Here is a 12696-nt window from a genome sequence, read left to right on the forward strand (position 1 = left end):
CGCTCGGTTAACGACGCCGGAACGTCGAATGGCCGGTGGACTACTTCACCAGATCGGTACTCACCGCGAAGGTGTTGCAGGCCTTGTTCGCACCGATGTTGAAGCCGTTCTGGATCCAGAAACCCTGGCTGGTGGCCAGCCCGTGGGTGCGCTCGTCCTCGGGCGTGTTCGGGCTCTCGCCGAAGCTGTTGCTGGACTGCTCCTTGAACTCGTCCAGCCGGCCGGTCAGCGGGTAGGACTCCTCAACCGCCTTGCTGAACACACCGGCGAAGCAGGACGCCTGCAGCTCGTTACGCCGCGACGACTCGAGCTTCTGCTCCGGGTGGTCCTGCAGATAGACCGCACGGGCGTAGAACAAACCACTGACTCCCTGCACATGGTGCCCGTACTCGTGCGCGATCGTCATCAGGTACGCGAGGTCCTGCTGCGACCCGAACGCCTTGTTCATCTGCAGTACGTCGGTGTACATCACCTGGTTGCCGTAGCAGTAGAAGGCGAGTACGCGGCCGGACAGCGGTGCGAAGTTGCCGCACGGCGTCTGCACCGGCTTGTCGAAGACCACCAGGCCCGGATCGGGCTTCTCCTGCCCGATCTCCTTGAAGATCGGCCGCCACGCGTCGTTCAGGCAGGCGAACAGCTTCTGGTAGTAGACCTTCTGCGAGGCCAGACTGCCGTCACCGAGGTTCTCGGCCTTGCAGTTCTGCACCGGTAGCGGTCCGGTCCGGTAGATGCTCGCGTTGAGCAGGAAGTCCTCGGCCGTGCCCTTCGGCGGCTTGGTGGTGGCCGTCGGTACGATCGACGGACCGGTCACGCCCGGGTCGGCGGTGACGTCGCTGCCGCGGCCGAGCAGAACCACGATGACGACCAGCGACACGCCCAGGAACACCAGCACCATCATGCTGAACACGATCAGCCGGACTCCGCCGCCCCGGCGCTTCGGCGGCTGGAAGCCGTTGAACTGTCCGCCGGGCGGGCCGTAGTACGGCTGGGCCCATTGGCCCTGCTGCTGGAACTGACCCTGGGGCGGATACTGCTGGCCTTGGGGAGGTCCGGAGTACTGCCCCTGCCAGGGCGCGGCCTGGGGTGGTGGGAGGACACCGGGTGGGGGTCCGACCCGGTCCTGGGGACCGCCGTACGGGCTGCTCACCGGTCTTGCCCTCCTGATTTCGCTCGACGAACCGGCACGAGACTACTCTCAACCCATGTCACTGAAGCGCCGCGTGCTCCCGGCCGCCCTGATGATTTGTCTGACCGCACCGATCGTTGCCTTGAGCACGTTGCCCGCCCAGGCCGCGGACGACCAGATCTCGGGCTACTCCGCCGATGCGACGCTGACCAAGGACGGCAAGCTCCAGATCAAGGAGACCGTCGATCTGACCGCCGGCGGCTCGACGTTCAGCCGGACCCTGACCACCCGGGTCCGCTCCGACGCCGAGCGCGACCGGACGTACGACGTCTCTGACGTGTCAGCCACCGTCAACGGTCAGCCGGCGCAGGGGTTCAGCAACGAAGGCATCGACGACGGTCGCCGGATCACCGTGAACGCCTCCGGCAAGTCGACGGTTGTCTACAGCTACACCGTCGGCAATGTGGTGGCCGAGTCCACCGAGGGCCGTGAGGTCAGCTGGCCGGTGGTGCAGGGGTTCGCGACCGCGATCCCGAAGGTGGCGCTGTCGGTCAACGTTCCGTTCGCGACTTGGGTGACGTGCTTCGCGGGTCGCACCGGTTCGAGCATGCCTTGTACGTCGTCCCAGCTGGCGGAGTCCGCTGCGCTCGAGATCACGCAGAACGGCGTACCGGCTGGTGGGCGGCTGACCTTCCTGACCGGTCTGAGCGACCAGGCGACTGTGCAGGCCAACGCGCAGTTCACTACCCGCTGGACGCTCGGGCGGGCGTTCACTGTCGACTCCGGCACGGTTGGACTCGCTGTGATCGTGCTGGGCATCGGACTGCTCGGTGCGGCCGCGCTGTGGTTCCTGCGCGGTCGGGACGCGGGCAAGATCGGTGCGGGTGCGCCGGAGCGTCCAGTGCTGGACGGTGCGGACGGACCGCAGTTCGCTGCGCCGGATGGGATCCGCCCGGGCCAGGTGGGCACGGTGGTGGACGAGACCGCGGACGTCGTGGACATCACCGCCACGCTGCTCGACCTTGCTGTGCGCAACTACCTGACCATCGCGGAGCTGCCGCGGCAGTCGCAGTTCGGCAAGCTGGACTGGGAGCTGCACCGCCAGCACCAGGGCGGGCCGGAGCTGCTGTCGTACGAGAAGGCGTTGCTGGACGCGGTCTTCGCGGACGGTGACACGGTGATCGTCTCCGAGCTCGGCTCCGCGCTGCGGCCGCGACTCAACCTCGTCCGCGAGCAGCTGTACGCCGACGTCGTCACGCAAGGCTGGTTCGCCAGCCGCCCGGACGCCGTACGGGGTCGCTGGACCACTGCGGGTCTCGTGCTGATCGGAGCAGGCGTCGTACTGACGGTTGTGCTGGCTGTGGTGAGCAAGTTCGGTCTGGTCGGCTTCGCGCTGATGGTGGCCGGTCTGGCGCTCGCACTCGCCGGCCAGGCCGCACCGGCCCGCACTGCTCGCGGGGCTGCAGTTCTCGGCCGAGTGGCCGGTCTGCATCGCTACCTGGCTGACGAGACGTCCGCCTCGCTGCCGCAGAGCCACCGCCTCGAGTTCGCCTCCCGCTGCCTCCCGTACGCCGCAGTCCTCGGCCTGACCGAGAAGTGGGCCGCCGAGATCGCCGCCACCGACGATGACGACGACCCGGACGCCGGCATCGGCTGGTACACCGGCCCCGAGAACTGGCACCTCTCCGACATCGGCGAGTCCCTCAGCAACTTCGTCACCTCCTTCGGCGGCTCCCTGTCCACAGGCCGCCGCCTGTTCTGACCCCTCTAAGGCAGGTCGTGCCAGTTGGAGGGGAGGGTTGGTGGGTTGGGGAGGACGAACTTGGCGTGGTGGCCGGTGGGGGTGAGGATGTGGCCGAGGCGCTTGGCGAAGCGGGGGAGCATCCAGCGGTCCTCGATCTGGGCGGTGGGGAAGGCGCGGGCGATCTTCGCCTCGAGGGTGTCGAACTCCAGCAGGTCGCGCATCCACAGGACCGCGGTGAGGTTGGCGCTGTTGATCACCGAGCAGCACATGCGCGTCTCCGGGAGCATCGCCAGGCCCGCACCGACCGTCTCCAACTGGTGGTGCGGGACGCTGAACCACACCATCACCGTCGCGTTGTAGCCGACCACGTTGTGCGCGAGGTCGACGCGGGTCCGCGCCCAGGGAGCGTAGAGCAGCTGACCGATCGCGCGCGTCACCGTGGCGACGCTCTTGCCGATCTCGTCGGCGATCGAGGTGGCCGAGCGGCGGACGTCGCCCGCGAGGCCGTTGATCACCTGCTCGTGCAGAGGAGTCGGCCGGGCCGGTGCGTCGATCCCGCTGGCCGGTAGGGCGTTCAGCGCCCGGATCTGGCTCTGGCTGAGGACGCCGAGCCGCCAGTTCGTTCCCTCCTTGAAGAACGTGCGGGTGAAATGCGTCCTGGTGGCCAGTACGCCGGGCACCGTGGCCAGCTCCGTGGCGACGTACTGGTCCACCTCGGCGACCGACCGGAAGGACAAGGTCAGGATCAGCTCGCGCGACCCCGAGGTGCACTCGATGGTCAGGACCGAGGGGTTCGGTGCGATCCGGTCCAGCACGTCCTCACGTTCGCCGGCCACGCAGGACACCTCGACCAGCGCGATCACCCCGCGCGACTGCCGGGGCCCTTCCGGCGGGGTGACGGCGAAGCAGGAGCTCCACACCAGACCGCTGTCGACCAGGCGCGACCAGCGGCGCGACAGCGTGGTCGCATCGACCCCGATGATCGTCTCCAGCTGGGACCAGCCGGCCCGCGGACTGATCTGCAGGGCGTTCACCAGCGCGAAATCTACGTCGTCCATAACGCAAAATCACTGCATGGGGACGCACCGTATGCAAGTTCCCTGCAATCTCTTCGAGAAAATATGACTGAACAGGCGTCCTGAGGACCATTTGGGCTACCCCGCGATCTCCCATCTGCCCTGGAGGATCCGCTTGACGACTACCCCGGCACTGCTACAGGTCGGCAATCTCAGGACCGAGTTCAGCACCGACCAAGGCGCGGTCACGGCCGTCGACGAGGTCAGTTTCAGCCTGGCGGCCGGGGAGACGCTCTGCCTGGTCGGTGAATCGGGGAGCGGCAAGTCCGTCACCGCGCTGTCGATCATGCGGCTGCTCGCCGACAACGGCCGGGTCACCGACGGCCGGATCCAGTTCGAGGACCACGATCTCGTCACGCTCCCCGAGGGGCAGCTGCGCGGGATCCGCGGCAACTCGATCGCGATGATCTTCCAGGAGCCGATGACGTCGCTGAACCCGGTGCTGACCATCGGCGACCAGCTCTCCGAGACGATGATCCTGCACCTCGGGCTGAGCCGGGCACAGGCGCGGGAGCGGGTGATCGAGTTGCTCGCGAAGGTCGGCATCCCGCGAGCGGCGGAGATCGTCGACGACTACCCGCACCGGCTGTCCGGCGGGATGCGGCAGCGGGCGATGATCGCGATGGCGTTGAGCTGTGCGCCGAAGCTGATCATCGCCGATGAACCCACCACCGCCCTGGACGTGACGATCCAGGCCCAGATCCTCAAGCTGATCAGGGATCTGAGCGCCGAGACCGGTACGGCGATGATCCTGATCACCCACGATCTCGGCGTGGTGGCGGAGATGGCCGACCGGGTCGCGGTGATGTACGCCGGGCAGGTGGTCGAGGAGGCGGACGTCTTCACGCTGTTCGCCGAGCCGAAGCATCCGTACACGATCGCGTTGATGCGATCGGTCCCGCACATCTCCGGCCCGGGCGGCGAGCGGCTGGCCTCGATCTCCGGTTCGGTGCCGAGCTTGCTGCAGATGCCCACCGGGTGCCGGTTCCACGAGCGCTGCCCGCAGGCGATGGACCGCTGCCGCGACGACCGTCCCGAACTGCTCCAGCTCGCGGCCGGGCCAGGCGATCACACAGTCCGATGCTGGCTGTACGACGTACCGGCTGCGCAGGTGTCGGCATGAGCACGGCAGCGGGCGAGCCGTTGCTGCAGGTGCGGAACCTGAAGAAGTACTACCCGATCCGGAAAGGCGTCATCGCCCGGACGGTCGGGCAGGTGCGCGCCGTCGACGACGTCAGCTTCGACGTCTATCCGGGCGAGACGCTCGGCATCGTCGGTGAGTCCGGCTGTGGCAAATCCACCACCGGCCGCGCGATCGTCCGGCTGGAGACGCCGACGGCTGGGTCGGTGCTCTTCGAGGGCACCGACATCGCCACGCTGTCCGCGGGCACCATGCGACGGCTCCGCACGGATCTCCAGATGGTCTTCCAGGACCCGTACTCGTCGCTCAATCCGCAGATCCGGATCGGTGACCTGCTCGCCGAGCCGTTGATCGCGCACCACCGGCAGAAACGCGCCGCGGCGCACGCCCGGGCGGCCGAGATCCTCGAGGTGGTCGGTCTGCCGAGGCAGTACCTGAACCGCTACCCGCACGAACTGTCCGGCGGTCAGCGGCAGCGGGTCGGGATCGCGCGGGCCCTGATGCTCGAACCGAAGCTGATCGTCTGCGACGAGCCGGTCTCGGCACTGGACGTCTCGATCCAGGCCCAGGTCCTGAACCTGCTCAAGGATCTGCAGGGTGAGTTCGGGCTGACCTATGTCTTCATCTCGCACGGCCTGGGCGCGATCAAGTACATCAGCGACCGGATCGTGGTGATGTACCTCGGCAAGGTGATGGAGGTGGCGACCACCGCGGAGATCTTCAGCGGCCCGCGGCACCCGTACACGGAGATCCTGCTCGACGCCTATCCCGAGGCCGATCCGCGGCTGCGGGACCGGCCGCGGATCATCGTCGAGGGCGATGTCCCCAGCCCCGCGAAGCCGCCGGCCGGCTGTGTCTTCCACACCCGGTGCCCGTCCGCCCGGGCGATCTGCCGGACCGAGATCCCGCGGCTGAGCAGCGAAGATCATCCGGTGGCCTGCCATTTCCCCTTGTCCATAGGGAAAGCCGCAGAGGTGGTGGGCTGATGGGCAGCTACCTGATCCGGCGGCTGCTGATCGGGATCCCGGTCCTGATCGGCGTCACGATGATCAACTTCCTGATCATCAACCTCGCGCCGGGCAGTCCGGCCGATCTCTATCTCACCCCGACCTCGACGTCGGCGGACGTGGCCAGGGTCGAGGCCGAACTGGGCCTCGACCAGCCGATCTTCGTCCAGTACTTCCACTGGCTGGTCCGCCTGTTCCACGGTGATCTCGGGGTCTCCTTCCAGAACCGCGCCCCCGTCACCGAGCTTCTCTCCGAGCGGCTCGGCCCGACGCTGCTGCTGATGGGTACGTCGCTCGTCGTCGCCTACCTGATCGCCGTTCCGATCGGGATCCTCGCGGCCCGGAAGAAGAACAGCCTCACCGACTACAGCGTGGTCGGCGCCGCGTTCCTCGGCATCTCGGTGCCGCACTTCTTCCTCGGTCTGGTGCTGATCTTCGTCTTCGCGCTCCAACTCGGCTGGCTGCCGACCGGGAACATGATCACGCTCGGCCGCGGTGGCGGGTTGGCCGATCGGGTCGACCACCTGATCCTGCCGGTCGCCGTACTGGCCACGGCGACGGCGGCCAACATGACCCGCTACGTCCGCTCGAGCATGATCGACGCCTTCGGCCAGGACTACATCCGGACCGCGAAGGCGAAGGGGCTGGGCAGCCGGGCGATCACCAACAAGCATGCCCTGCGGAACGCGTTGATCCCGGTGGTGACAGTGATCGGCGTCGACCTCTCGGCCCTGATCGGCGGGGCCATCGTGACCGAGCAGATCTTCCAGTGGCCCGGGATCGGGCTGCTGACGATCCAGTCGATCGGCGCGCGCGACTACTCGGTGCTGATGGGGATCAACCTGCTCGCAGCGCTCGCGGTCTTCGGCGCGAACCTGCTGACCGACATCGCTTATGCCGTGGCGGATCCGAGGGTCAGCTATGCATGAGCTCCGAAAGACGCGCTCATCCGCCAGTTTCGTCGTACGGCGGTTCCTGCGGCATCGGATGGCGGTCGCCGGGCTGGTGCTCGTCGTTCTGATGGTGTTGACGGCGGCGCTCGCGCCATTGCTGGCACCGCATGACCCCAACCAGATCTTCGGATCCTTCGAGGCTTCACCGTCGGCCGATCACCTGCTGGGCACGGATGCGGTCGGCCGCGACGTGCTGAGCCGGCTGATCTACGGCGCGCGCGTCTCCATGAGCGTCGGCGTCGGGGCGGTCGCCGTCTACGTGCTGATCGGTGTCCTGCTCGGCCTGCTCGCCGGGTACTACGGACGCTGGGTGGACTCGGTGATCATGCGGATCACCGACGTGTTCATGTCCTTCCCGTACTTCATGGTGATCCTGATCCTGGTCAGCATCCTCGGGCCGAGCCTGCTCACGATCATCGTCGTGATCGGCTTGCTGGCCTGGCCGATGATCGCCCGGCTGGTCCGCGGCAGCGTGCTGTCGATCAAGCGGACCGACTACGTGCAGGCCGGGGTGACGCTCGGCTACAGCACGCCGCGGATCCTGTTCCGGCACATCCTGCCGAACACGTTGTCGCCGATCATCGTGAACGCGACCTTCGGGGTGGCGCAGGCGATCATCCTCGAGTCCGGGCTGAGCTTCCTCGGGATGGGCGTCCGGCCACCGGCGGCCAGCTGGGGAAACATGCTCAGCGAGGCCCAGTCGATCACCGTGCTCTCCAGCCAGCCGTGGATCTGGCTCCCGCCCGGCCTGATGATCCTGCTCGCCGTGCTGTCGATCAACTTCGTCGGCGACGGCCTCCGCGACTCGCTCGAGTCCCGCTCGTACAAATGACCCCTCCCGCCGGACAGATTGGGAACCCACGATGAGAGCACCGAAGACCCTGATCGCAACCGCTGCCGCCCTGCTGGTCGCGGCGGGTTGCTCCGGCGGTTCCGGCTCCGGTGGAGGCGGTGACACGCTCTACATCGGCACCGTGAATCCACCGGCCAGCATGAACCCGATCAACCAGGCCGACATCGGCGGCCAGTGGGCGGTCCGGTTCGCGATGGACACGCTGGTGGACCAGCCCGAGCCGCTGAAGTTCATCCCGAAGCTGGCCGAGTCCATCACCAGCACGGACAACAAGGTGTTCACGGTCAAGCTGCATCCGGGCGCCAAATGGAGCGACGGTCAGCCGATCACCGCGAACGACGTCGTCTTCACGCTGAACCTGATCGCCAACCGGGACTCGCTGACCAGCCTCGGCAGCAATGTCTCGTCACTGCAGGGCGTCGACGCGACCGGGAAGCTCCCCAAGGGCCAGTCGAAGATTCCGGGGCTGTCGGCAACCAATGACACCACCGTGGTCTTCAGCACCAAGTCACCGGTGGACCCGAACTACATCAAGGAGCTGATCGGGACCAAGGTGGTCATCGTCCCCGAGCACGTCCTGGGGAAGATCGAGCCCGCGAAGGTGGACGACAGCAAGTTCGCCCAGCTCCCCGATGTCACCAGCGGTCCGTACAAGTTCTCGAAGTACACGGCCAACGCCAGCATCGAGTACGTCGCCAACCCCGGCTACTACCTGGGTGCGCCCAAGATCCCCAGCGTGATCATGAAGATCATGCCGGCCGCGAACCTGGCCGGTGAGCTCCAGTCCGGGTCGATCCTGATGAACTCCGGCGGTGGCATCGGGAACGTCCCGTTCCAGGATCTGAAGACCGTGCAGGCCATTCAGAGCGTGAACACCAAGGTGAACCCGAACATCGGCTTCCAGACGATCCAGTTCAACGTCAAGAAGTTCCCCGACCCGCGGCTGCGCCAGGGCCTCGCGCACGCGATCAACCGGCAGCAGATCGTCGACGAGTTGCTGCGTGGCAACGGCGAGGTGGTCGACGGGCCGTACACGAGCCAGAGCCCGTACCTGAACAAGGATCTGAAGAACCTGAGCTACGACCCCGACCTCGCCAAGAAGCTGCTCACCGAAGCGGGCTGGAACTTCGCCACCAAGATCAACTTCGTGGTGCCGACCGGCAACGAGATCCGCGAACGCTCCGCCGACATCATGCTGCAGAACTTCAAGGCGATCGGCCTCAACGTGGTCCAGACGAACTACGACTTCCCGACCACGCTGGCGAAGGCGCGCGCGAAGGACCACGACATGGTCCTGATGGGCCTGAACTTCAACGTCGATCCGGATGTTTCGACCATGTACGGAACGGACGGCTCCTTCAACCTGACCGGCTACAGCTCCCCGCAGAGCGACCGCCTGCTGGAAGCCGGCAAGGCGGAACCGGAGTTCGCCGCCCGCCAGAAGATCTACAACGAGCTGCAGAAACTCTGGCAGGACGAACTACCGGTCCTCACCCTGTACTCCGATCACTCGGTGGCCGCCACCAGCAAGTCGATAGCGGTCGGCGGCGTCGCCCCGTTCTGGGGCGGCACCGTCGCCACGATCGGCCAATGGGCCTTCGAAGGAGCGAACTAGGGCGTATCTCTCAAGTCCCCGCCTACTGCGCGGACTCAAGAGATACGCCCTAGGCGACTCTGGCTTGGCTGGCGCTGAAGGTGTTGCAGCTGCCGGGTTTCTTGGTGTTGAAGCCGGCAATGTTCCACGCGTAGTTGCTGGCCTTGTTGCCGTGGTCGTGGACGCGGGGGCGCGAGTAGTCGTCCCCGCTGTGTTCGATCAGGAAGCGGTAGCTCTGCAGCAGTGCGCCGGTGATCGGGATGAAGCCCGCGTTGATGCCCAGGTACGCCGCTCCGAGGCAGGTGGCCTGGAGTTCGCGGCGGCGGCTCTCCTCGAGCTTCCCTCCGGCGTCCATGTTCTTGGAGCGCTCGAGGGAGGCGGCCAGGATGCCGGTGCGGTTCTGGACGTGATGCCCGTACTCGTGGGAGAAGGTGCTGAGCATCAGTGCGCGCGCGTAGAGGGCGTTGGACTTGTAGGAGCGGGCATCGACGGCGAACGGCATGTAGATGGTCTCGTTGGCGCCGCAGTACGCCGCGCGGACGCCACGCTGCATGCCGCAGGCGGTGTTGACCTTGCCGTTGTAGACCGCGAGCTTGGGACCGCGGAACTTGACGTTGACCTTCTTCATCGCGGGCACCCAGGTCGCGTTCAGGCAGACCAGCAGATTGCTGTAGTAGCTCTGCGCCAGCGCGAAGCTGGTCGGCGCGAACGGCGGCTCGGGGCACTTCGACGGTCCCAGCGAACCGATGGCGTACAGGTTGCTCCCGGTCACGATCTTGTCCGCGGCCGCGGTGTTCGGGGTGGGCTGCGTCGGCTGCGGGGCCTGGGTCGGCGGCTTGGTCGGGGTCTGTGACGGAGCCGTCGACGGGGTGCTCGAGGTGACCGGGGTCGGGGTGTCGGTGGCGATCGGGGTCTTCTCGTCGTCGCCGAGGTTGCCGACGAGCAGGGTGATGCCGGTGCCGACCACCAGGACCGCTAGTACGACCAGGCCGATCAGGAGGACGCGGGGTGTCTTGGTCGGCTTCCGGCGCCGGCCGGAACCCGGGGGCTGCGGGATCGGGATCGGCGGGTACTGCCAGGTGGGCGGCTGCTGCACCGGCTGACCCATCGGACCGATCGGCCCGCCACTCGCAGCGTGGCGAGGACCACTGGCCTGCTCAGGTGGGCCCCACGAGCCGTTGTTCGCCGGGGGCGGCGTAACCGGCCGCCCGCCCTGCGGCGGGCCGGCGTGAGCCCCCCGCCCTCCCTGCGGAGGCGCCGAGTACGGCGGTTGCTGCTGCCCAGCCCGCGGTCCGCCAGGACCAGCCGGGGTGGAACCTGCCGGTCCAGTGCGCGGTCCGCCGGACTGCGGCGTCCCCGGCTGTCCAGCGCGGGGCGCGCCCGGGCCGGACTGAGCCGGTCCGCCCTGCGGGGGACCTGCCGGACCGGTCCGAGTCGCGGGACCAGACTGCGGTGGGCCAGCCGGCGTGGAACCTGGCTGACCGGTGCGGGGTCCCGCGGGCCCGGGCTGAGCCGCGGGGGAAGGCTGTGACGGGCCCGGCCGAACCGCGTCCGGCTGCCCGGTGCCAGGCCAAACCGGGCTGGGCTGGCCAGTAGGGGGCTGGGCTGGGGGTGGTGTCCGGCGGGGGGTTGGGGGTGGCGTGGGGCGGGCGGGGGTGGGGTCTTCGGGGCGGCGGGCGTTCCAGCCGTCGCCGAACCAGTTGTTCGCCGGCGGCGGCGGCTCCTCGGACCCGGTGGGGTCCTCGAACTCGCGTTTGGCCTCGCTCCCGGTCCACCACTTGCGCGACGACGCGTCATCGCGCTCCGACGGGGCGGCACTCTGGCCGTCCGCCGGTTCGTCCCCCCGTGGTGGGTTCCCGCTGTCCGACATCGATACTCCTCACGACCTTGCTGGGTGTAGCCGTCGACTAACTGCTTCCGGCGCTTCTCGGGGTGCCGAAGCCGCGCACGTCCTTCGTCCCCCCGGACAACGCCGTACGCCCCCGGGACATACTCTGCGTGATCCTGGGGCCGGACGCCAGCTACGGCGGCCCGTCGGTGAGCCACACGCCGATTACTGCACCTTCTTGGGTGACGCGACGTACGTGTTGCACGCGCTCGGGTTCCGTGCGTTGTACCCGCGCAGCGCCCAGTACTGGTGGTTCGGGGCGTCACCGTGGTCGTTCTGCTTGTCGGTGACATGCCCGATCAGCCAGCGCCACTCGGTGGCCGACTGCCCGGTGATCGGGTAGCTGCTCCGGTTCGACCCGATGAAGATGTCGCTGAAGCAGGACGCCTGAAGCTCGATCCGGCGGCTGATCTCCAGCTCCTTCGCGGTGGACGCCGCGTCGTACTGCATCCGGTGCGCGGCCGAGAAGATCCCGGTCAGCTGCTGCACGTGGTGCCCGTACTCGTGCGCGAACTGGTGCAGCATCCACATCCGGGCCCAGACCCGCGGACTGTTCTGCGGGTACTGGTTGTAGTTGCCGACGTCCTCGGTCAGGTTCATGTAGATCGTCTCGTTGCTGCCGCAGTAGAACGGCGGACCGGAGTCGTACCAGGTGCCGCAGGGGGTGTTGATGCTTCCGCTGAAGGTGCGCACACTCGGCGCCCGGAACTGCGCACCGGACTTGGTCACCAGCGACGGCCATGAGCGGTTCAGGCAGTTCCACAGGTTCTTGTAGTTCGTCGTCGCCCCGGCGGCGTTCGACGGCCGGGCCTTCGACTCCTTGCAGTTCACCGAGCGCATCGCACCGGACTTGTAGAGCCGGTTCCGCGCCACCACATCGAGGTCCGTGACCACCACCGGCTTCTTGGTCGGCCGAGTCGTCGGCCGGGTCGTCCGCGGTGCCGTCGGCTTCACCACCGGACGCGTCGTGGTGGGCTGCGGTGGTGGCTGCGTCACCGGCCGGCTGGCCGTAGGCGTCGGCGTGGGCCGGTCGACTGTCGGCGAGTACGTCGGGCTGTAGGTCGTCGTGTACGTCGGTTCCGGTTGGCTGCTGTACGGGCCATCGCTGCTGCCGTTGTGCTTCAGCACACTCGAGATGGCGCTCAGCCCGACCACACCGGCCACGACCACGCCCACGGCGATAAGAACGATCTTCGCGCCGCCGCCACCCTTCTTCCTGGGCGGCCGCGGTCCACCAGGACCAGCGCCCCATCCGAACTGCGGTTGCCCAGGCGGTGGCCCATACTGCGGTCCGTACTGCGCCTGTGCCCCGCC

At 67.6% G+C, this 12696-nt stretch carries 10 protein-coding genes; 6 read left to right on the forward strand and 4 right to left on the reverse strand.

The features are described from left to right. Positions 1–40: 40 nt before the first annotated feature. Complete coding sequence (locus OG474_RS21615; RefSeq protein ID WP_405064158.1) at positions 41–1147, reverse strand: neutral zinc metallopeptidase; 1107 nt, start codon at positions 1145–1147, stop codon at positions 41–43. 55 nt (positions 1148–1202) lie between these two features. On the opposite strand from OG474_RS21615, the gene OG474_RS21620 reads away from it, so the two are divergent. Continuing rightward, the gene (locus OG474_RS21620) at positions 1203–2888 is read left to right on the forward strand and encodes a DUF2207 domain-containing protein (RefSeq protein ID WP_405064159.1); all 1686 of its coding nucleotides are present in this window, start codon (positions 1203–1205) and stop codon (positions 2886–2888) included. Positions 2889–2893: 5 nt separating this feature from the next. Here OG474_RS21620 and OG474_RS21625 read toward each other — a convergent pair whose 3' ends face one another. After that, positions 2894–3928 (reverse strand): Lrp/AsnC family transcriptional regulator, encoded by a 1035-nt coding sequence (locus OG474_RS21625; RefSeq protein ID WP_405064160.1) that lies wholly within the window; start codon positions 3926–3928, stop codon positions 2894–2896. A 133-nt stretch (positions 3929–4061) separates the two neighbouring features. Here OG474_RS21625 and OG474_RS21630 point away from each other — a divergent pair, with 133 nt between their 5' ends. From OG474_RS21630 to OG474_RS21650, 5 genes are read left to right on the forward strand one after another with little or no spacing between them, the layout of a single operon-like run. After that, the gene (locus OG474_RS21630; RefSeq protein ID WP_405064161.1) at positions 4062–5069 is read left to right on the forward strand and encodes an ABC transporter ATP-binding protein; all 1008 of its coding nucleotides are present in this window, start codon (positions 4062–4064) and stop codon (positions 5067–5069) included. Further along, positions 5066–6073: an ABC transporter ATP-binding protein gene (locus OG474_RS21635; protein ID WP_405064162.1), complete on the forward strand. Its 1008-nt coding sequence runs from the start codon at positions 5066–5068 to the stop codon at positions 6071–6073. The genes OG474_RS21630 and OG474_RS21635 overlap by 4 nt, the downstream gene beginning before the upstream one ends. Next, on the forward strand, positions 6073–7023 hold the full coding sequence (locus tag OG474_RS21640) for an ABC transporter permease (protein WP_405064163.1): 951 nt from the start codon (positions 6073–6075) through the stop codon (positions 7021–7023). Before OG474_RS21635 ends, OG474_RS21640 begins: the two co-directional genes overlap by 1 nt. Beyond that, a complete protein-coding gene (gene opp4C, locus OG474_RS21645) occupies positions 7016–7879 on the forward strand; it encodes an oligopeptide ABC transporter permease (protein ID WP_405064164.1) in 864 nt (287 codons plus the stop codon). Before OG474_RS21640 ends, opp4C begins: the two co-directional genes overlap by 8 nt. A 31-nt stretch (positions 7880–7910) precedes the next feature. Continuing rightward, complete coding sequence (locus OG474_RS21650) at positions 7911–9515, forward strand: ABC transporter substrate-binding protein (RefSeq protein ID WP_405064165.1); 1605 nt, start codon at positions 7911–7913, stop codon at positions 9513–9515. Positions 9516–9564: 49 nt separating this feature from the next. On the opposite strand, the gene OG474_RS21655 is transcribed toward OG474_RS21650, so the two are convergent. After that, entirely contained in the window at positions 9565–10602 is a 1038-nt protein-coding gene (locus OG474_RS21655; protein WP_405064166.1) for a neutral zinc metallopeptidase, read from the reverse strand. A 945-nt stretch (positions 10603–11547) separates the two neighbouring features. Next, positions 11548–12558: a neutral zinc metallopeptidase gene (locus OG474_RS21660; protein WP_405064167.1), complete on the reverse strand. Its 1011-nt coding sequence runs from the start codon at positions 12556–12558 to the stop codon at positions 11548–11550. Positions 12559–12696 lie beyond the last annotated feature (138 nt).

It is taken from the genome of Kribbella sp. NBC_01505 (genome assembly GCF_045040285.1).
GTDB lineage: Bacteria > Actinomycetota > Actinomycetes > Propionibacteriales > Kribbellaceae > Kribbella.

Bases quoted from the DNA above. Each gene is read 5' to 3' on its own strand.
- OG474_RS21620 (WP_405064159.1), top strand. From the start codon at position 1,203: ATGTCACTGAAGCGCCGCGTGCTCCCGGCCGCCCTGATGATTTGTCTG.
- OG474_RS21625 (WP_405064160.1), bottom strand. From the start codon at position 3,928: ATGGACGACGTAGATTTCGCGCTGGTGAACGCCCTGCAGATCAGTCCG.
- OG474_RS21635 (WP_405064162.1), top strand. From the start codon at position 5,066: ATGAGCACGGCAGCGGGCGAGCCGTTGCTGCAGGTGCGGAACCTGAAG.
- OG474_RS21640 (WP_405064163.1), top strand. From the start codon at position 6,073: ATGGGCAGCTACCTGATCCGGCGGCTGCTGATCGGGATCCCGGTCCTG.
- opp4C (WP_405064164.1), top strand. From the start codon at position 7,016: ATGCATGAGCTCCGAAAGACGCGCTCATCCGCCAGTTTCGTCGTACGG.
- OG474_RS21650 (WP_405064165.1), top strand. From the start codon at position 7,911: ATGAGAGCACCGAAGACCCTGATCGCAACCGCTGCCGCCCTGCTGGTC.
- OG474_RS21655 (WP_405064166.1), bottom strand. From the start codon at position 10,602: ATGGGTCAGCCGGTGCAGCAGCCGCCCACCTGGCAGTACCCGCCGATC.